The 19,570-nt window shown below is 64.7% G+C and carries 17 protein-coding genes; 7 read left to right on the forward strand and 10 right to left on the reverse strand.

All coding sequences use genetic code 11. The features are described 5' to 3' along the window. Nucleotides 1–1,015, forward strand: a 1,015-nt coding sequence (locus GM1_RS19995) for a hypothetical protein (protein WP_008381948.1), incomplete at its 5' end; no start/stop codon positions are given. Here the strand turns inward: GM1_RS19995 and GM1_RS20000 are convergent. Beyond that, entirely contained in the window at nt 995–1,444 is a 450-nt protein-coding gene (locus GM1_RS20000) for a pyridoxamine 5'-phosphate oxidase family protein (RefSeq protein ID WP_223291325.1), read from the reverse strand. The two genes, GM1_RS19995 and GM1_RS20000, sit on opposite strands and share 21 nt — an antisense overlap. A 151-nt stretch (nt 1,445–1,595) precedes the next feature. After that, nucleotides 1,596–1,802, reverse strand: a complete 207-nt coding sequence (locus tag GM1_RS20005; protein ID WP_008381952.1) for a hypothetical protein — start codon at nt 1,800–1,802, stop codon at nt 1,596–1,598. A gap of 265 nt (nt 1,803–2,067) precedes the next feature. Here GM1_RS20005 and GM1_RS20010 point away from each other — a divergent pair, with 265 nt between their 5' ends. Next, nucleotides 2,068–5,157: a DUF3427 domain-containing protein gene (locus GM1_RS20010; protein WP_008381953.1), complete on the forward strand. Its 3,090-nt coding sequence runs from the start codon at nt 2,068–2,070 to the stop codon at nt 5,155–5,157. Here GM1_RS20010 and GM1_RS20015 read toward each other — a convergent pair whose 3' ends face one another. After that, on the reverse strand, nt 5,158–6,282 hold the full coding sequence (locus tag GM1_RS20015) for a nucleoside triphosphate pyrophosphohydrolase (RefSeq protein WP_008381955.1): 1,125 nt from the start codon (nt 6,280–6,282) through the stop codon (nt 5,158–5,160). A gap of 102 nt (nt 6,283–6,384) precedes the next feature. Between GM1_RS20015 and cynR the strand changes: the two genes are divergently transcribed. Together cynR and GM1_RS20025 are read left to right on the forward strand one after the other, a co-directional pair. Beyond that, a complete protein-coding gene (gene cynR / locus GM1_RS20020) occupies nt 6,385–7,278 on the forward strand; it encodes a transcriptional regulator CynR (RefSeq protein ID WP_008381957.1) in 894 nt (297 codons plus the stop codon). Nucleotides 7,279–7,396: 118 nt separating this feature from the next. Beyond that, nucleotides 7,397–7,909 (forward strand): DUF4822 domain-containing protein, encoded by a 513-nt coding sequence (locus tag GM1_RS20025; RefSeq protein WP_008381959.1) that lies wholly within the window; start codon nt 7,397–7,399, stop codon nt 7,907–7,909. Between the two features lie 6 nt (nt 7,910–7,915). On the opposite strand, the gene GM1_RS20030 is transcribed toward GM1_RS20025, so the two are convergent. Beyond that, nucleotides 7,916–8,806, reverse strand: coding sequence for a LysR family transcriptional regulator (locus GM1_RS20030; RefSeq protein ID WP_008381961.1), 891 nt, complete (start codon nt 8,804–8,806; stop codon nt 7,916–7,918). Nucleotides 8,807–8,879: 73 nt separating this feature from the next. Between GM1_RS20030 and dapA the strand changes: the two genes are divergently transcribed. Beyond that, the gene (gene dapA, locus GM1_RS20035) at nt 8,880–9,782 is read left to right on the forward strand and encodes a 4-hydroxy-tetrahydrodipicolinate synthase (RefSeq protein WP_008381963.1); all 903 of its coding nucleotides are present in this window, start codon (nt 8,880–8,882) and stop codon (nt 9,780–9,782) included. 213 nt (nt 9,783–9,995) lie between these two features. Continuing rightward, nucleotides 9,996–10,559, forward strand: coding sequence for a TIGR03086 family metal-binding protein (locus GM1_RS20040; RefSeq protein ID WP_008381964.1), 564 nt, complete (start codon nt 9,996–9,998; stop codon nt 10,557–10,559). Nucleotides 10,560–10,663: 104 nt separating this feature from the next. On the opposite strand, the gene mfd is transcribed toward GM1_RS20040, so the two are convergent. The 5 genes from mfd to GM1_RS20065 all read right to left on the reverse strand — a co-directional run bounded on the left by mfd (nt 10,664) and on the right by GM1_RS20065 (nt 17,425). Continuing rightward, entirely contained in the window at nt 10,664–14,224 is a 3,561-nt protein-coding gene (gene mfd, locus GM1_RS20045; protein ID WP_008381966.1) for a transcription-repair coupling factor, read from the reverse strand. Nucleotides 14,225–14,283: 59 nt separating this feature from the next. Beyond that, the gene (locus tag GM1_RS20050; RefSeq protein ID WP_008381967.1) at nt 14,284–15,408 is read right to left on the reverse strand and encodes a Dyp-type peroxidase; all 1,125 of its coding nucleotides are present in this window, start codon (nt 15,406–15,408) and stop codon (nt 14,284–14,286) included. After that, complete coding sequence (locus GM1_RS23045) at nt 15,405–15,923, reverse strand: copper chaperone PCu(A)C (RefSeq protein ID WP_008381969.1); 519 nt, start codon at nt 15,921–15,923, stop codon at nt 15,405–15,407. Before GM1_RS23045 ends, GM1_RS20050 begins: the two co-directional genes overlap by 4 nt. A gap of 373 nt (nt 15,924–16,296) precedes the next feature. After that, on the reverse strand, nt 16,297–16,887 hold the full coding sequence (locus GM1_RS20060) for a hypothetical protein (protein WP_008381971.1): 591 nt from the start codon (nt 16,885–16,887) through the stop codon (nt 16,297–16,299). 16 nt (nt 16,888–16,903) lie between these two features. Beyond that, entirely contained in the window at nt 16,904–17,425 is a 522-nt protein-coding gene (locus GM1_RS20065; RefSeq protein WP_008381973.1) for a GNAT family N-acetyltransferase, read from the reverse strand. Between the two features lie 42 nt (nt 17,426–17,467). Here GM1_RS20065 and GM1_RS20070 point away from each other — a divergent pair, with 42 nt between their 5' ends. Further along, nucleotides 17,468–18,838: an amino acid permease gene (locus GM1_RS20070; protein ID WP_008381976.1), complete on the forward strand. Its 1,371-nt coding sequence runs from the start codon at nt 17,468–17,470 to the stop codon at nt 18,836–18,838. On the opposite strand, the gene GM1_RS20075 is transcribed toward GM1_RS20070, so the two are convergent. After that, nucleotides 18,807–19,541 (reverse strand): TetR/AcrR family transcriptional regulator, encoded by a 735-nt coding sequence (locus tag GM1_RS20075; RefSeq protein ID WP_008381978.1) that lies wholly within the window; start codon nt 19,539–19,541, stop codon nt 18,807–18,809. The two genes, GM1_RS20070 and GM1_RS20075, sit on opposite strands and share 32 nt — an antisense overlap. Between the last annotated feature and the right edge of the window lie 29 nt (nt 19,542–19,570).

Genomic DNA, 19,570 nt, shown 5'->3' on the forward strand with positions numbered 1-19,570 from the left:
GAGTCAGGTTGATGTTCCAGGCCTGGTCGGCGGCCTCTTCACAGGAGCCAGTAACAATGGGGCACCGCCTGCGCTGCGGTCTGCCCTCGACGCTTTGCGGGGGCCGGCCGTCGCGGGCGTCCGCTCGCTGATGAGCGCGACCACCGAGCGACTGGTTCGCAGCTCTGAATTCTCAAAGCTCTGGGAGTCGAGCCTGAGGTTGAGCCATCGGCACGTGACGGCGGTGCTGGATGCCGATCCCGACCATGCCGTCCAGCTTTCCGATGGCGGTGACCTGACACTGCGCCTCGAGCCGTTCGTCGAATCGTTGAAGTCGATCCTGATCGATCGTGGACTGACATTCCTAGATCGGGTCGACGTCCACGTGCAGCCGGTTGTGCTCGTGCAGTCCGGCGACCTCGGGACTGCCCGCTTGGTCTACCGTGACGCAGTCGTCGCAGGCTACTGGTTGCCGTGGGTCTCCCTCGGCCTGTTGGTCGTCGGTGTGCTGGTCGCGAATCGACGCCGGCGCGCGCTGTCGATCACGGCCGCCATCTTCGCGGTGTTGTTCGTGGCGCTCGCCATCACCATCCATTGGGCCGGTCTGGCATTCGCGGACGCGATTAGCCCCACCTATGCGCCTGCCGCGGTGGCAGACGTCGTATTCGCCCAACTGACCGTCCTTGTATCAACGACGGTGCGCGTGTTGGCGGTTCTCGGGGCCCTCGTGGCCGTGTCCGCATGGTTTCACGGACCGTCACGTTTCGCCACGGCCTTCCGCACCGTCGTGAGCTCGGATTTCGCCCGCGTCCGCGCTGCGCTCGATCAAAACGGCGGCGACACCGGCGCGTTCGGTCGGGTCGTCGACCGATTCCGGTCGGCGATCGTCGGCGGGGCAACAGCTTTCGGCCTTGTGCTGCTCGTCCTGCTGAGGCCGGTGACGATGAACTCCATCGCGTGGCTGTTCGTGTCCCTCGCGTGCCTGTCAGTGGCGCTGGAGTTGGTGCGCCGTCCGTCAGCCGGCGAAGTCGAATGACCTGACGCGGTCCGCGTGGACGACGACGATCGTCGCTCCGTCTTCCGTGCTGTTCTCGCCGTACTGCGCGCCGATATCGGGCCCGAGGTATCGAATGGCGATCCGCTGCATCACTGCGATGTCTGGCGGAAGGAACGTCACCCGACCTTCGATGCTCACGTAGGCATAGCCGTCGACCTCCTTCTGCACCGTGAACGTCGCCCGCCCCGCCTTGCGCAGCAGCTTGGCCTTCAACGAGCTCTCATCCATCCAGACGAAGACGTCGCCGACTTCGTCCACGTCGTACCAGATCGGAACGGCAAGCGGCGGGTTCGACTTCCGCTCCACAGCCAGCACGCCGACGTGAACGTCACGCAGAAACTCCTCGGCCTGTTGCTTGCTCATCTCCGGCATCGCGGTCCCTTCGACGTAGGTACGTACTTCGATCATCACCACAGATTGCGCTGCACGTCCACCAAACGGAGGATGGGAGCATCAGATCGCCAATGACACGCACCTCCAGCATCGCCCATATGACTGTCTGCAATGTCGTATCCGCACGAGAACATCTCCGAGCACAACCCTGCAACCAACAGGCCTTCTACAGGCGATAGTCCACGCGATCATGCGGACGACTTTCCGTCACAACTGCATCAGTCGACTCGATCGCGACCTCCACCGCGACGTCGCGTGCAGCATCCAGGAGACGTTCACGCCCGCCATCGCCGAAAAGATCAAACCCATCAGGAACCTCGATGACAACCGTCCTCCGGACCGTCTCGACCAGTTCCACCCGGTACGCAGCCATCGTTCCCCCTCGCCTTACCTCCATCATGCGGCGCCGAACCATCAAACATCCAACTGCCGATGGCGCTCGGCAAACAATCGCCAACTCGCGGGGGCTAACCTCAGCCAGCCCAGGCAGACAAGAATGCAATCGATACGCGGTCCTCAGCGGACCGACAGATCGGCGATCGCTCGCGCTTCGCATATGAAACGAAGTCATCGTCGATTCCGCGCACCAGTGGCAAGGCCTCAGACACGCTGTCGGTGGCGAGTGACACACTGACGTCGTGGAACCAGGCATTTACGAACGGCTCGTCACGCAATCGCTGCGCTCAGACCTCACTGCAGTGGATGCTCAGCACCAGACTGCAAAGGTCGATCCAGCCGATCTGGCCCACGTCCTCGCACGTCACGTTGGCGACAAGGTGCTGCACACTCTCGCTTCCGCGAAGCCCAGCGACCGCGTATCCATCGCCAACCGGATCCTCCGTGCGATCGATTCGCCAGCAGACTCCGCTGTCGACCCCGCCGAACAATTGACCAGGGTTTTCATCGAACCTGCGCTCGGTGTTCTCGACCGCACTGCGATCCGTCCAGAGACTCCCTTGTCCGAGGTTGCGCTCTTAACGAACGCTGGCAACGGCGAGCCTTCGATAGGCCACGAGCTCCCCGCAGAGATCGCCTCAGCAGACCGAGTTGACCTAGTGTGCGCATTCATTCGATGGAGTGGCGTTCGCTTGCTGGAAAAGGAGCTCGAGCAACTCGCGGAGGCGGACAAGCCGTTCCGGATCATCACAACCACCTACCTAGGCTCGACCGAACGCGAAGCGCTCGACCGAATGGTGCGACGCTTCGGCGCCCAGGTCCGCGTTCAATTCGATCCACTGCGAACTCGACTCCACGCGAAAGCCTGGATGTTCCACCGCGACAGCGGCTACGACACCGCATACATCGGGTCCTCCAACCTGTCGAACGCTGCCCTAATCGACGGTGTCGAATGGAACGTCCGGTTGTCGCGGATCGCGACGCCAAGCCTGCTGGATCGGTTCTCGTCGACGTTCAACACCTACTGGAACGACGACCCTGCATTCGAGGAGTACCTCCCGGACGTGCACCGAGACCGCCTCGACGATGCACTCCGCGCATCAGCGACTGGTGGAGGCACAACCGATCGCGCGACCTTGAGCCTGTCGAATCTAGACGTACGGCCGTACCCGTATCAGCAAGCGATGCTCGAACAGTTGTGGGCAGAGCGCAGTGTCCACAATCGAACGAAGAACCTGATCGTTGCAGCAACAGGCACCGGCAAGACTGTGCTCGCTGCACTCGACTACCAACACCTCGCCGAGGCCAGCAAACTACCGCCACGCCTTCTATTCGTGGCTCACCGCAAGGAGATCCTCCAGCAGAGCCTCCGCACTTTCCGGGAGGTGCTCGGTGATGCCAACTTCGGCGAAACGTGGGTCGATGGCGCCCGGCCGGAACGCTGGAACCACGTCTTCGCGAGCGTTCAGTCGATCACCGCGTATGGAGTGAACAAGATCCCTGCGGACCATTTCGACATCGTCGTCATCGACGAGTTCCATCACGCCGAAGCAGCAACCTATCGCAAGATCCTCGCCTACCTTCAGCCTCGTGAACTCGTCGGACTCACAGCAACGCCCGAACGAGCGGATGGCGTAGACGTCCGAGTGTTCTTCGATGGTCGAATCGCCAGCGAACTCCGCCTCTGGGATGCTCTCGGCGCACAGATCCTCTGTCCGTTCCACTACTTCGGTATTGCCGATGGAACGGACCTGTCGAGTGTTACGTGGTCAAGAGGAAGCTACGACGCAGCGCAGCTCGAGAAGCTCTACACGGGCGACGACGCGCGAGTACGCATGGTCCTAACTGCGATAGCGGACAAGATCGTATCGCCATCATCCATGCGTGCCCTCGGGTTCTGCGTCAGCATCGCCCACGCCGAGTACATGGCCGAACGATTCAATGCGGCAGGAATCCGCGCTGTGGCCGTTCACGGCCACACAAACCCAGCAGCTCGTGCGACTGCAATAGCAGACCTTCGAACTCGGAGTGTCAATGTCATCTTCTCAGTCGACGTCTTCAATGAAGGTCTCGATATCCCGGACGTCGACACGATCCTCATGCTGCGCCCTACCGAAAGCGCCACAGTTTTCCTTCAGCAACTTGGACGAGGGCTCCGCAGCCGGCCAGACAAACCCGTTCTCACCGTGCTCGACTTCGTCGGAGTCCAGCGGGATGAGTTCCGCTGGGACCGTCGGATCCGGTCGATGACCGGCTTGTCACGCGGCAAGATCATCGCCGCCGCCAAGAACCGATTCCCATACCTTCCCGCGGGGTGTCGAATCATTCTGGACGAGCAGACACAGGCTTCGGTGATTTCGAACCTCAAGAACCAGCTAGCGATGCGTTGGCCCGATATGGTGTCCGAACTTCGCACCATCGGCGACGTACCGCTCAGCGAATACCTCGACGACACTGGCCTCACACTTGTTGACATCCTCAAGTCCGGCAAGAATCGCGGATCGTGGGCGAAACTTCGGCGCGACGCGGGGTTGATGAGCTCCACCCCAAGCGAGATCGAGGCAGACACCCTCAAACGCATCAAAGCATTTGCCCACGTCGACGATGCTCTGCGCGCACACACTTATCGGGCATTGCTCACTACCAGCGGACTGTCGTACGACACACTCGATGACCAGACCCGCCTACTCGCTCGCATGATGCACTTCAGTGTGTGGCCCAACGGGGGTGGTCACGTAACTTTTGACGCCGGGCTGCAGGCACTGAGGGCGGATATGGCGATCCAACGAGACATCCTCGATGTCGTCGATGTTGCGTTCAGCGAAGCACGTCACGAAGCACATCCGCTGGAAGGTTCTTTGTCCCATCTTCCTCTACGCGTCCACGCTCGATACTCCCGCGAAGAAGCCCTTGCTGGCCTAGATGTGGCATCGTTTGACTTTAAGCCCAGTTCGTTCGTTGAAGGAGTGAAGTACGTCAAGCACCTAAATTCTGATGCGCTCTTTATCAGTCTTCAGAAGAACGAAAAGTCATTCTCGCCGTCAACCATGTACCGCGATTACCCGATCAGCCGGTCGCTCATCCATTGGGAATCCCAGAACAGAACATCGCTGAGTTCACCGGCCGGTCAACGCTATGTCAACGGAACATCGACGATCCTCATATTCATTCGCCACACCACGTCAAACGAGCTCGGGCCGAATCCGTACACCTTCCTCGGGCCCGCCACGCTGGTCAGCCACGAGGGGGAACGTCCGATTTCAGCTATATGGAGGCTCCACCGCGAGATGCCGGCAGAGTTCTTCAACGAAGCCAAGGTTGCCGCAGGCTGATCAGTCCGCCTCCGCAGCACTCCACTTCTCGACGACGACTACCGGCGGGACGGCGCCGACGGCGATGTCCTTGACCTTCTTAGGCTTTTTGCCTGCGACGATGGGGTCCTTGTCGAGCGACACGTCTTCGTACTCGACGTCGTCTTCGACGGGCTCGTCGACAACGACGACGGGGATCTCGCCGGTGTCGGTGAGGTCGTCGCCGAACAGCGACTCGTCGTAGTCCATCCCGAGGTACTTGCGCCAGGTGTTCTCATCGCGGAGCGCGACGCCGTCGGCGGTCGCGGCCTCCTCGGCGGCACGCACGAGGTCCATCAAGACGACGGCTCGACGTCGTTGCTCGTCTTCCACGCTGGTGGTCGCGTGGCGACGGAACGGGACATTCACCGAGTAGAGCGACGGACTGACGGCGACGATCGGGAAGTCGGCGCCCGCGAGTCGCTCGAACAGCTTCTGCGTGAGCGCGAGTGCGGGCTGGGTCGTGACGATGCCGTCGAGAACGCTCCCCTTCGCCCGCTCAGCGGCTTTCGCGGCCTCCCATTCCTCAATCTGCCGTTCGAGGTCGGCGTGCTCGCCGTCGAGAACTCCGGGGGTCCGATACGACACCTTGTCGACAAAGCTCTGGGCCACGTCGTCGATGTCGAATGCGCCGTCGGCCGAATCCTCCGCGATGCGCGCGTGGAACAGCACCTGGAGAAGCAGATCGCCGAGTTCGGAGCGCAGGTCGTCGCGGGTCCCCGACTCAATCGCGTCGAGCAGTTCGTAGCACTCCTCCAGCAGGTAGCGGCGAAGTGAGTCGTGCGTCTGACGCTGCTCCCACGGCCCGGTGCGGCGCAGGCGGTCCATCAGATCGACCGCCCGCATCAACGGTGCTCCGCGCACCACCTCGCCCTGCACCACACGCTCCCCCGCCGCAATCCGGGCCCGGACTACCGGATGCGTCGGGTCGGAGGTGAGGACGGTTTCCAGCTTGCGCTCGTCGGCGCCGACAAGAACGTAGTCGGTCAACTGCCACAACAGATTCGGGTGTACGTCCTCGGTGACGGCGACCGTCGTCGACAGCAGCCCGACGGCGCCCGCCGGCACCAAGTCGGGGCGCGACGGGTCGAGCAGAACGACGGCCATGATCAATCCTCCACGCAGACTTACCAGTTCGTAGATGACCCTAGTCGGTGAACGTCGCCGGTCAGCCCTTCAACGGCGCACGACACGAACTATCGTCGACGAATGGAGTTGCGGCACATCCGATACCTGCTCGCCGTGGCCGACCACGGCAGCTTCACACGAGCAGCGGAGTCGCTCCACATCTCCCAACCGACGCTGTCCCATCAGGTCCGCCAACTCGAGAAGGCGCTCGGTGTCGTCCTCGTGGACCGATCAGGCCGCACAGTCCGACTGACCGACGCAGGCGAGGCGTACGCCCATCATGCACGGCTCGCGATGCGAGATCTCGCAGCCGGACGACGGGCAGTCGACGACGTGGTCGATCTGTCCCGAGGGCATCTCCGCGTGGCGATCACGCCGACGTTCACGGCGTACCTCGTCGGACCGCTCATCAACCGTTTCCACGCCGCGCACCCCGGCCTCACACTGACCATCCGCGAGGCCACGCAGGACGCCATCGAAGCCGCCCTCCTACTCGACGAGATCGATGCAGGCATCGCGTTCGGCGCGCCTCATGCACCGGGAATCGTCGCGTCGACCCTGTACACCGAGTCGCTCAGCCTGGTCACGAACGCCGACCATCCGCTCGCGTCATCGTCGGTCACGCTGGAGCTCCGCACAGCGATGCGGCACCCGCTTGTACTCCTGACCGACGATTTCGCGACCCGCCGACAGCTCGACGCCCACTTCGACGCACACGACGCGCCTCCGCGGGTGACCGTCGAAGTGAGCTCGGTGAGCGCATTGATCGAAGCCGTCCGGAGCGCACCGCTCCTGACGGTGCTTCCGTATGCGATCACGCTGAATCACCCTGAACTAGTGAGGATTCCAGTGACTCCCCAACTCCCGACGCGAGACGTGACACTGTTGCGCCGCGACTCCGACTACCAGTCGAGCGCATCTCGAGCGTTCGACGCGATCGTTCGGGAACTCGTCGCAGAACACCGCGGCGCATAGACGTCATCTATCAGGACCATCGAGAACCGGTCTTTGACGCTGCCGAAGAAGTTCCGGATCGTGGAAGTTACCTAGTCACGAGGCGGCTCCCGTCCCCTCATCGCTTGAAAGGCACCCCATGAAGCTCTCCCGGATCCTCGCCGGCACCGCTGCGGCAGCCCTCATCGCAGTCCCGCTCGCAGCGTGCAGCAACAACGACAGTTCAACCTCCGCCGACTCGACGACGTCGTCTGTGTCGGCGCAGGACGTCACCCCGTCGTCGATCCTCTCGTCGACCGCGTGGGAGACCACCGGCGCCAAGGACCAGAACGGCAAGGACGTTCCTCTCACCGACAAGTCGGCATCCAACTACGTCGGGTTCGCCTACTTCAACGCCGACGGCACCTTCCAGATGTACACCTTGGAGGACGCACCGAAGATGCAGGGCGACTGGAAGGTCTCCGCGGACGGCAAGACCCGCACCATCGTCTCGAAGGACGACAAGGGCACGGTCAAGTTCACCCGCGACTCCGAGATCATCACCCTGACCTCGTCCGAGTTCACCTACCGCACCTACCCGGTGGAGGGCGACAAGACCACTTACGTCGACATCATCCACACCCCGACCGACCACGCACAGCCGAAGGCCTGAGCCGCATCACTGTCCGAGCGCGGCCAGAACGGCGCGCAGCGCGGGATCGTCCTCCGCGCTGCGCCGCCACGCCGCGTACACCTCGCGGCGAGGCGCGTGACGCAACGGCAGAATCGCCACGCCCTCGGGAACTGCGGGACGAGCCAACCGCGGAATCAGCGCGACCACCCCTCCCGATGCGACCAGAGCGAGCTGAGTGCTGAAGTCGTCGACGGAATGCACAACGTCGGGTTCTGGGCCGTCACCGGCGAACATCCGACGGAACCACTGGTGACAAACCGTTCCGGGAGGGCTCGTCACCCACCGACAGCCGTCGAGCGAATCCAGGCCGACGGGCCCCTCCAGCTCGGCGAGCGGATGGTCGGCAGGTACGGCGAGATCTCCGACGTCGATGTGCAGCAGCGACGGCCGCACGCCGGCGGAGACCGGAGTGGGGACACCGTCCGCGTCATGGACCAGCGCGAGATCGGCACCACCGGACTCCACCGCGTACACCGCCGGAACCGGATCGGCTTCGGTCACCTCGACCCGCAGGTCGGGGTAGTTCCGCCCGAGTTCAGCCAACACCGGTGCGACGATTCCGCGGACAGCCGTGGAGAACGACACGATCCGAAATCTGCCACGCGGAACTCCGGCGTCCGCCGAGCGCGCAGCCGACATCGACCGTTCCAACGCCTGCACCACCATCGGCGTCGTCTCCACGAGTGCACGCCCGGCAGGAGTGAGCACCACCCGACGGCCCGCAGGGGCGATCAATTTGACGCCGACCTCCGTCTCCAAGCGCTTGATCTTCTGCGAGATCGCGGACGCCGTGTAACCGAGATCGTCTGCCGCACGGTTCATCGTCCCCAGATCAGCCAGTGCACGGAGCGCCTGCAGAGCGGATACGTCAATCATGAAGCGATCGTAAACGTTGACGCCAAAAACTGTTCGCTTGTCCTGGACAGTCGACGCCGGGACCATAGTGGGTATGACGACTCCCTCCGCGCGCGCATTCGGCACCAACCTGGTGGCCATGCCGACACCGATGAACTCCGACTTCTCGCTGGACGACGCCGGAATCACCTCGCTCGTCAAGCACCTCGTCGACACCGGCTGCGACGGCATCGTCGTCGCGGGCACGACTGGTGAATCCCCCACCCTGAGTGAGGACGAGCTCGTCCGTCTCATCGAGCTCGCTGTGGCCGCAGCCGCCGGTCGAGCGAAGATCGTCGCAGGCGTCGGTACGAATGACACGGTGTCGAGCGTCCGCCGTGCTCGCCTCGCCGCCCACGCAGGCGCCGACGGTCTCCTCGTCGTCACTCCCTACTACTCCCGTCCGACGCAGACCGGGGTCGTCTCCCACTGTTCCGCGATCGCCGACTCCACCGACCTCCCCGTGATGCTGTACGACGTCCCCCACCGCACCGGTCTGGCGATGACGCCAGCGACACTCATCGAACTCGCAGGTCATCCGCGAATCCTCGCCGTGAAGGACGCGACAGGCGACATCCCCCGTGCAATGGCGATCATGGCGACGTCGACGCTTGAGTTCTACTGCGGCAGCGACGAACTCAACCTCCCGTTCCTCGCTGCGGGCGCCATCGGCATCGTCAGTGTTGTCGGCGCGGTCATCGCAGCCGACGAGGCACGCCTCATCGCGGCCGTCCGAACGGGCGACCTCGTTTCCGCCCGGTCGGTCAATGCCGCGATCATCGAGACGACTGCCGCCCTGAACGGCGCGGCGCCCGCTCCCGTCACCACGAAGCTGGCTCTGGTCGAACTCGGCGTCATCACCTCCGCCACTGTTCGCCCGCCTCTGGAGCAGGCGACCGGGGCCGAGGCCGCACTCGTGCTCGCCGCCCTGGAGAATCGAGTTCCGGCGTCGGCATGACGGCCGCGTAAGTGGGAGCAACGACCACCCTTGTTCCCGCTTGGCACAAAACCGGAAGTAACTCCGGCTCACACCCGCACGTTCATGTGTGAGAACGCCATTGGCGATGTCACGTAGCGAGATCAGCAGAGAATCGTTGAGACGCGCTTGCACCGCAAGCGTTTTCGCGGAAGTCGAGGATTGCACGGAGACGATGCTCGTAACGTCGAACACATGGAAACCTCAACAGCGATCCTGCGCGTCCTCGATCAACTCGCCGATCTCCTCGGCCGGACAGCCGACACGCCCCCGACCGCATCGACGCCGTGCACCGACTTCGACGTCGCCGGGCTGCGTGCTCACATCGTCGGATGGCTCACGGCGTTCACCGACGGTTACACGTCCGACGATCACCTGTGCAGCGACCCGCAGGCCGTCGCCGTTGACGGCAGCGGAGCCGACCAGGTTCGGCGCTGCGCCGCACGGCTCGCCGAAGTGTTTCCCGCGGCGCTGTCGAATCCGCTCAAGATCGGCGACGCCGCCATGCCCGGCGACATGGCCGCATCGATGATCCTGTGGGAATACCAGGTGCACGGGTGGGACCTCGCGCACGCCGCCGGCGTCAGCTGGTCGCCGGCTGACGACGGCGTCGAAGCGTCGTTGGCCTTCGCTCCCGGCATGCTCACACCCGATTTCCAGGGCGAAGGCAAGGCGTTCGGCCCACGGGTGGACGTCGCTGACGACGCGCCCGCCCTGGAGCGGCTCGTCGGCCTGTCCGGGCGTGATCCACGCATCTGACCGCAGGCCGGCTATCACTCGACTGACTGAAATCGTCCCCGAGGTCGTCGTCCGAGGGCAGGCCGCCCTCGGATAGTGCTCTCCGGGACGATTTCAGTCACGCGTCACTCCACCGGCAGGATCGCGCGAAGGAACGCGACGAGGTAGTCGACGAGTTCGGTGTCGCGGAGTCGCGCCGATCCGACACCCGCGGTGCGCGGAATCGGAAGCGTCACAACGTGCGTCGTCGCCCGGTAGTTGGCCGACGAGTACATGCGCTTGAGGCGCACCTGCTGGCTGTCGAGGAGGATCATCGGCGCCACGCGGACCGACTGCCCGGCGAGCGTCACCTCGGTGATCCCCCGTTCGCGGCACCGGAGTCGGAGGCGGGCGATCGCCACCAGTCGCAATGTCTCCTCCGGCGGAGGACCGTAGCGGTCGTTCAGTTCGGCGACGACCTCGTCGACGTCGGCGTCGCTGGTCGCCGACGCCAGCTTGCGGTACGCCTCCAGGCGCAGCCTGTCGGCTTCGACGTACTCGGTCGGGATGTGCGCGTCCACCGGCAGATCGATGCGGACCTCCGCCGACTCCTGCGACTCGACGACCTGGCCGTCGGCCGCCGCCCGGTACGCCTCGACGGCCTCGCCGACCAGGCGCACGTACAGGTCGAAGCCGACCCCGGCGACGTGGCCCGACTGCTGTGCGCCGAGCACATTGCCCGCGCCGCGCAGTTCGAGGTCCTTCAGCGCGACCGCCATGCCTGCACCGAGCTCGTTGTTCTGAGCGATCGTCGCCAACCTGTCGTAGGCGGTCTCGGTGAGCGGCTTCTCCCCGCTGTACAGCAGGTACGCGTACCCGCGTTCGCGCGATCGGCCCACACGACCGCGCAGCTGATGCAGTTGCGAGAGGCCGAAGTTCTCGGCGCGGTCGACGATCAGAGTGTTCGCGTTGGAGATGTCGAGGCCGGTCTCGATGATCGTCGTGCAGACGAGCACGTCGTATTCACGGTTCCAGAAGGCGTCGACGGTGCTCTCGAGCTGGTCTTCGCCCATCTGCCCGTGTGCGACGACAACCCTCGCCTCGGGCACCATGTTCGCGATGTCCTTGGCGACCTTGTCGATCGTCGACACTCGGTTGTGCACGAAGAACACCTGGCCGTCGCGCAGCAGCTCGCGGCGGATGGACGCGGCCACCTGTTTCGCCGAGTACGCCCCGACGTAGGTGAGGACGGGGTGCCGTTCCTCCGGAGGCGTGAGGATCGTCGACATCTCGCGGATTCCGGCCATCGACATCTCGAGGGTTCGCGGAATCGGCGTCGCCGACATCGTCAGCACGTCGACGTGGGTGCGGAGCGATTTGATGTGCTCCTTGTGCTCCACGCCGAATCGCTGCTCCTCGTCGACGATGACCAGACCGAGGTCCTTCCAGCGGACTCCCGTCTGCAGGAGTCGGTGGGTGCCGATGACGACGTCCACTTCGCCTTCGGCCATCTGCTTGATGATCTCTTTCGACTCTGCGGCGTCGGTGAAACGCGACAGGCCCTTCACCTTGACCGGGAAGCCCGCCATGCGGTCGGTGAACGTCTGCAGGTGCTGGCCGGCGAGAATGGTCGTCGGGACCAGCACCGCGACTTGTTTGCCGTCCTGCACGGCTTTGAACGCCGCTCGGACCGCGATCTCGGTCTTGCCGTAGCCGACGTCGCCGACGATCACCCGGTCCATCGGCACCGGCTTCTCCATGTCGGCCTTGACCTCGGAGATCACCGTCATCTGGTCCATGGTCTCGGTGTAGTCGAACGCGTCCTCCATCTCCCGCTGCCACGGAGTGTCAGGGCTGAACGCGAAGCCCGGCGCCGCATGCCGTGCCGCATAGAGCTGGACCAGCTCTCCGGCGATCTCACGAACAGCCTTGCGCGCCTTACGTTTTGTATTCGCCCAGTCGGAACCGCCGAGCTTGCTCAGTGACGGCTGCTCTCCACCGACGTAGCGCGACAACTGGTCGAGGGATTCCATCGGCACGAACAACCGGTCACCCGGCTGGCCGCGCTTGCCCGGCGCGTACTCGATGACGAGGTATTCGCGACGTGCGCCGGAGACGGTGCGTTCGATCATCTCGACGAACTTGCCGATGCCGTGCTGGTCGTGGACCACCATGTCGCCCGCGGTCAGCGCGAGCGGATCGACCTGGTTGCGACGCTTGGCGGGGAGCCGCCGTCCGTCCTTCACACTCGCGACGCGCGCACCCGTGATGTCGCCCTCGGTCGCGATGACGACCTGGGCCGACGGGAACACCACGCCTCGTCGCAGTGTCCCGTGGTAGACGCCGACCGCATCGGTCGGAGCGTCGTCACCGGCGTCGACGAGCCGAGCCGGCACCTCGGCCTCACCGAGACGTTCGACGAACCGGACGGCGGTCCCGCGTCCGGCTGCGACGACGGCCGCGTGTCCACCCGCGGCCACCTGTGCCCGCAACGACTGCATGAATGCGGCGAGTTCCTTCTCGTCACCGTGCGGCGCGGGGCCGGGCGCGACGTCGAGCTCGAGTTCGTCGCCGGAACCTGTCGCGAGTGGGCTCAGCGTCCACCACTTGTGGCCTGCGGCGAGGGTCGCCGACTCGACATCGTCGACACCGCGATAGGCACTGGCCGTGAGGTCGATCGCACGAGCGTCGACGGGGGCGTCGGCGCCGAGCGCCGCAGCGTTCCACGACGCCTCGAGGAACTCCTCGCCGGTCCGTGCGAGATCGGTCGCACGTGTCCGGACCTTCTCCGGGTCGAGGACCAACACGCGGATCCCCTCGGGCATCACCTCGGTCAGCAGTTGCATGTCGCCTTCGACGAGCGCCGGGATCAGCGCCTCCATCCCCTCCACCGGAATACCGACGGCGAGCTTCGTCAACATCTCGCGCAGGCTCTCGTCCGACGTGGACTGCGCCAACTCGTCCGCGCGGTCACGCACCTGCGCGGTCAACACCAACTCACGGCACGGATGGATCTGTACCGTCGACGCGTTGATCTCCGGCTGTGTCCGCTGGTCGGCGACGGAGAACGCGCGCATCTCCGTGATCTCGTCGCCCCAGAACTCGACACGAACCGGGTAGTCGGCAGTTGTCGGGAACACGTCGAGGATGCCGCCGCGCACCGCGAACTCACCTCGCCGTCCGACCATGTCGACACGTTCGTACGCCATCTCGACGAGTTGCTCGATGAGCACGTCGAATTCGAACTCGACGCCTTCTGTCAGCGTGAGCGCCCGGAGGCCGCCCAGTCCCGGAGCCATCGGTTGCACCAGGGACCGGACGGTCGTCACGACCACCTTGAGCGGGTCTGTCCCCGGTGACGCGAGTCGGTGCAGCACCGCGAGTCGCGCGCCGACGGTGTCGGCGCTCGGCGAGAGTCGCTCATGCGGCAACGTCTCCCACGACGGGAACTGTGCGACGCTGCTCCGGCTGGGGAGCAACTCGCTCAGTTCGGCTGTCAGGTCGTCGGCTTCCCGGCCGTTGGGCGTGACAACCAGCACCGGAGCCGCGTCGATGTCGGCGAGAGCTGCCACCAGGAACGGCCGCACGGCGTCGGGTGCGCTCACATCCAGGCGCGTTCGATCCGCCCGCTCTCGGACCGACGCGAACGCGCCGTCCCGCAGAGCGAGCGGAGTCAGAGCGGACAGAGACGATTCCGAAGTCGACACTCGGATCATTCTATTCGCCCGCTCTGACACCGCCGACTCACGCGACCGTGCCGACCGCCTCAGGCGAAGAGCGTCTCCCCGAGGTACTCCTTCGGTCCGGGGAGCATCGCGTAGACCGCCGAACCGATGGGGGTCGTCCACTCGTTGAGCGCGTCGTGGTCGGACAGGCGTTGCTGAACAGGCACGTACTGCACCAGCGGATCCCGCTGATACGTGGCGAAGATCAGGCCGCTGTCGGGCGGCGAGTCGTAGCTGTACGGCCTGCGCAGGAACTGCTCCCGATCGGACCTTCGATGCGCTCGTGCGATGTGCGACGACTCCGGGATCACCGGAACACCACCGCGGGTCGCCGTGAACACCGGCTCGTCGTGCTCGTCGACACCGGTCAGAGGCGCCCCGTTGTCGAGCGTGCGTCCGGTGGACAGTTCACGGCCGCGACGGTCGAGCGCCTCCCAGGTGTCCATGTTCATCGCGATGCGACGCAGGACGAGCGATGTGCCGCCCGCCAACCACTTCTGCTCGGCGCCGTCGTTCCACACCAGGTCGTCGTGCCTGTCATCGGCGGGTTGGACGGTGCCGTCGACCTGGCCGAACAGGTTCCGACCGTGGTGGAACCCCTGCTGCACCCACCTCAAGCGGGTTCGCCTGCGAACGGGCGCGATCACGGCACGGACCGCGTGCGCGAGCGACATCGGATCGTCCGACGCGACGAGGACCACCAGATCGGTCTGTCCCCACTGCTCCTGCAGTCGGTCGATCGCGAATGCCGGCAGCGGCGCGAGCCACGACGGCCGACGCGCCGCCAGTGCAGCGGAGGTGAACGCGCCCGGCCCGAGGCCGACGGTCATCGACAGCCGGGCCGGTGAGGTGGCGAGTTCCGGCTCGGTGTCGGAGAACCCCGGCTTTCCCTGTGTGAGGTTCGCGGCGTCTTGCGACCACATGCGCAGAATGCCATGCAGCGCTTGATGATCGGCCTTGTCGAGGAGATCGATTCCGATGTAGCTGGCGTGCGTCTGCATCGGTGTGACGATCCCCGACTGGTGTCGGCCGTAGAACGGCAGCGTCGACGCCTCCGGTTGCGGGGCCGACATCTCGCGCCCCGCGCCCACCGCCGCCGCTCCGACCCCGAGTCCGGCCAGCCCAACACCGCCGGTCAGGAGGGTGCGCCGCGATACACGACTCACTTGTGTTCCGACGGCGCGTAATTCTCCTGGTTGCCGTCGAAGTCGCGAGCGATCGCGTCGATGTTCGTGGTGGATCCGTCGGCGAAGCGGACGGTGACCCGAACTGAGTCGCCGGCCCGGATCGGCTTCTTCAACCCCATGAACATGAGGTGTTCCCCACCGGGGTCGAGCGTCAGCGATCCGTTCGCCGGAATGACGAAGCCGCCCGCCTTCGCACGCATGGTGGTGGTACCGCCTTCGTCGATCACTTCGTGCGGTTCGACGCTGTCGGCGACATCGCTCGACGCCGACACCAGACGAACGTCCGATCCGGTGCTGTTCTCGAGCACACCGAATGCTGCGGTCATACCGCTGTCGGCCGCCTTCACCCACGGTTGCGAGACGCTGATCGCGTCCGCGTCTCGAGTGGTGTCGGCGGAGTCGGTGCCGCATGCTCCGAGAAGTGCGGCGGATGCGACGGCGACTGCCGCGAATGCGGTGATGCCGGCCGAGCGAATGAGTTGGCTGCGTGCCATGAGTTTCTCCTGAAATCTGCAAGTGTGTGTCCGCGCCGGACATGGTCCGGCACGATGAAATCGCCCGTTCTCGTCTGCTCGTTGCCGGCCGCCCGCACTGCTCGTCGAGCGAGCGCCACCCTGCGTGTTGAGCGCCGACACTCCCACTGCTCATTGAGCGCCGACATTCCCACTGCTCGTTGAGCGAGCGAAGCGAGTCGAAGCGTCGTGACATGCCCGCCTAGTCATGGCTGTGTGAAGTCTGTCCGTCCGCGTCGAAGGTAGGCGCCCGCTTCGACTCGCTTCGCGGGTCTTGAGCGAGCCTGCGAGACGAAAGGCGCTCAACGAACAGTCAGAGCGGGCACGCTCAACAAGCGGTGCGGAGCGTGCTGGGTCAACGAGTGCAAACGAGATGGCCCACGGGCGGACCACGGATGCCCGCGGAGGAGAACACGTCTTGCGAGACACTAGGTGGGAGGTCGACGAAGACCGGCTTCCACGAGACCTCGGCGACTACGGTCACTCCGGCCGCGAGCCTTGTCAGGTCGGCGAGCCGGGACGCGAAGGCGCGTTCCACGCGCTCGGCGAGGACGAGGACGACAACCACGACGGGCACGGCTATGGCGTGCCACGCGGTCATGCGTGCGTCCGGTAGAACCGATGAGCCGTGGCCGAGCATGGACAGCGCGAGGTGGGCGGCGATCTGGCCACCGACCACAGCGGATGCCGTACCGATCCAGTCGTTGTGGATGCGGCCGCGGGAGCGCCGTTCCTCGGTGATGCGTACCTGGTTCGCTCGGACGACACCGACGACGATCGCCAGCGCCATCAGCACCAGGACGTGAGCGGTGGAGGGTCTGTGACCGCCGAAGCCTCCTCCGAGCACGTGCGCGGCGACCCCGAGGATCACCGACGCCGCAGCCGCGAGCACCCCATGAGTCGCGGCATGCACCGGGGACTCAGAGGTGTTCGGGCTGATCATCACCCATTGAGACTACCAATCACGCCTGCGTGTCCCCGGCCACCAAGGAGAGCTGCATGTAGACGCAGCCGAGCCAGCGGTCGAACTTGTACCCGACACCCGCGGAACGTCCGACCTCGGCGAATCCGGCCCGTTCGTGCAGTCTGATCGACGCGGGGACTTCGTCGGAGATGACGGCCATGATGGTGCGAACGACGGATGTGTCGGTCGCTTCGACCAGTGCAGCGAGAAGTGCGGAGCCATGGCCACGACCGGATGCTTCGGGCCGGAGGTAGATGCTGTCCTCCGCAGTCCATCCCCAGCCGGCCTTGCCACGGTAGGGCCCGAGGTAGGCGTATCCGATCACACCCGGCATGATGTCGGGATCCTCCGCGGCCAGGAACGGTCGGCCGGCATCAAGAGTCGCCGCGAGTTTGGCACGCCATTCGTCGACGTCGGGTGCGTCGTGGTCGAACGTGGCGACGGATGTCTCGACGTAATGGTGGTAGATCTCGGCGAACGCCTCGCAATCAGCGGGTTCAGCGGTGCGCAGAGTGAGCATCCGTTGATTGTCTCGTATGAACAGCCCGTTAGGCTCTAGTGAATGGGCGATTCCGCGCGAGATCACACTGATGCCGACGGGCACCTGAAGAAGGGGCTTCGACCTCGCCACCTCATCATGATGAGTCTCGGGTCCGCGATCGGTGCTGGACTGTTCGTCGGATCAGGACAGGGCATAACGCTCGCAGGCCCGGCTGCTCTGCTGTCGTACGCGATCATCGGTCTGATCATCGTGTCCGTGATGCGGATGCTCGGTGAACTCGCCGCAGCTGACCCGAATCCCGGCGCGTTCTCGTACTACGTGGGCAAGGCTCTCGGTCCGGGCGCCGGGTTCATGATGGGCTGGCTGTGGTGGATCCAGATGACCGTGGTCGTCGCCGCCGAGGCGTTGGCCGCTGCCGAGGGGCTGAACGGGCTGATCGGCGTTCTGCCGACATGGGCCTGGGCGCTGATCTTCATGACCGTCTTCAGCGTCCTGAACCTCAGCGGCGCGGCGCATTTCGGTGAACTCGAGTTCTGGCTGGCACTCATCAAGGTGCTGTTCATCGTGGTGTTTCTCGCGTTGGGCGCCGCGTACCTATTCGGGTGGCTGTCCGAACCCTCCCCCGGCTTGAGCAATGTCGGCGAGATCATGCCGAACGGGATCGGCGGCATCAGCGCGGCGCTCCTCGTGATCGCATTCGCCTTCGGCGGCATCGAGATCATCGCCATCGCGGCCGCAGAGACAGACGACCCCGGCCCGAGCGTCACCAAGGCGATCCGCACCATCGTGTGGCGGATCCTGATCTTCTACATCGGCTCTGTGCTCGTGATCATGCTGGTGCTGCCAGTCGGAGACGAGCGACTCGAATCGGGTCCGTTCGTCGGCGTCCTGGAACAGGCAGGCCTTCCAGCCGTCGCATCGGCGATCGGGGCCGTCATCGTCATCGCGTTGCTGTCCTCGATGAATGTGAACCTGTACGGCGCCTCTCGCATGTTGTTCTCGCTCGGCGCGCGGCGTATGGCGCCCCGTACCGCGATGCGCACCGCAGACAACGGTGTCCCGTGGGTCGCTGTCCTCGCGAGTGTGCTTGTCGGGTTTCTCGTCGTCCCCGCGACGTACTTCTGGGGCGGCCAGGTGCTCGACAAGCTGCTGTCGCTCGTCGGCTCCACGCTTCTCGTCACGTGGATGGCGATCACGGTTGCACAGATCGTCCTCCGACGCCGCGCCGAGCAGGACGGCGCCACACTTCCGATGAAGATGTGGGGCTACCCGTATCTGTCGTGGCTCACGTTCGCGGCCTTGGTCGGCATCGTGGTACTCGGGCTGACGACCGACGCAGTGCGCGGTCAGATCATTTCGACCGCAGTTCTAGCGGTCCTGTTGTGGGGCGCCGGAACGATCAGTCACCGTCGTTCGATGCGTCAGCGGTAGACGAGTTCAAGTTCGGGTGAACCGTCGCCTGCGTCGACTCCTTGTATTCGGAGTCGACGAGAACGGGTTCCGGGTCGAGTCGAGTGAGACCGTTCCAACACAGGTTCACCAGGTGGGCTGCAACGACTTCTTTCGCGGGCTCCCGAACGTCGAGCCACCACTGGGCGGTCACCGACACCATCCCGACGAGGGCCTGCGCATATAGCGGAGCGAGTTTGGGATCGAACCCGCGACGGTCGAAGTCGCTCGCCAGTATGTGCTCCACCTGGCTTATCGCGTCGTTGAGGAGACTCGAGTACCGCGTGTCGCCGTCTCCGCCGGGTGACTCGCCACGAACGAGGATCTTGAACCCGTCAGTCCGCTCCTCCATATAGGTCAGGAGAGCGAGCGCCACCTGCTGTATGCGGTACAGGGACCGATTCTGTGTGAGCGACGCAGTGACCATCTCCAGCAGCTTGTCCATCTCGCGGTCGACGACGACCGCGTACAGACCTTCCTTGCCGCCGAAGTGCTCGTAGACGATCGGCTTGGAGACGCCGGCCCGCTGCGCGATCTCTTCGATCGAGGTTCCTTCGAAGCCTCGCTCCGCGAACAGGCCGCGTGCCACTTCGATGAGCTGGAGACGTCGCTGTGCACCCGTCATTCGAGCTCGGGGAGCCTTCACCACGTCCGCGGCGCCTTTCGCCGGCCTGTCGATCGCCATGGGGCCAGTCTATCTGTCTGACAAGCAGC

Source organism: Gordonia malaquae NBRC 108250 (assembly GCF_000344135.1).
In the GTDB taxonomy this organism is placed as follows: domain Bacteria; phylum Actinomycetota; class Actinomycetes; order Mycobacteriales; family Mycobacteriaceae; genus Gordonia; species Gordonia malaquae.

Bases quoted from the DNA above. Each gene is read 5' to 3' on its own strand.
- GM1_RS20025 (WP_008381959.1), top strand. From the start codon at position 7,397: ATGAAGCTCTCCCGGATCCTCGCCGGCACCGCTGCGGCAGCCCTCATC.
- GM1_RS20040 (WP_008381964.1), top strand. From the start codon at position 9,996: ATGGAAACCTCAACAGCGATCCTGCGCGTCCTCGATCAACTCGCCGAT.
- cynR (WP_008381957.1), top strand. From the start codon at position 6,385: ATGGAGTTGCGGCACATCCGATACCTGCTCGCCGTGGCCGACCACGGC.
- GM1_RS20070 (WP_008381976.1), top strand. From the start codon at position 17,468: ATGGGCGATTCCGCGCGAGATCACACTGATGCCGACGGGCACCTGAAG.
- GM1_RS20000 (WP_223291325.1), bottom strand. From the start codon at position 1,444: ATGATCGAAGTACGTACCTACGTCGAAGGGACCGCGATGCCGGAGATG.
- GM1_RS20015 (WP_008381955.1), bottom strand. From the start codon at position 6,282: ATGGCCGTCGTTCTGCTCGACCCGTCGCGCCCCGACTTGGTGCCGGCG.
- GM1_RS23045 (WP_008381969.1), bottom strand. From the start codon at position 15,923: ATGGCACGCAGCCAACTCATTCGCTCGGCCGGCATCACCGCATTCGCG.
- dapA (WP_008381963.1), top strand. From the start codon at position 8,880: ATGACGACTCCCTCCGCGCGCGCATTCGGCACCAACCTGGTGGCCATG.
- GM1_RS20005 (WP_008381952.1), bottom strand. From the start codon at position 1,802: ATGGCTGCGTACCGGGTGGAACTGGTCGAGACGGTCCGGAGGACGGTT.
- GM1_RS20065 (WP_008381973.1), bottom strand. From the start codon at position 17,425: ATGCTCACTCTGCGCACCGCTGAACCCGCTGATTGCGAGGCGTTCGCC.
- GM1_RS20075 (WP_008381978.1), bottom strand. From the start codon at position 19,541: ATGGCGATCGACAGGCCGGCGAAAGGCGCCGCGGACGTGGTGAAGGCT.
- GM1_RS20030 (WP_008381961.1), bottom strand. From the start codon at position 8,806: ATGATTGACGTATCCGCTCTGCAGGCGCTCCGTGCACTGGCTGATCTG.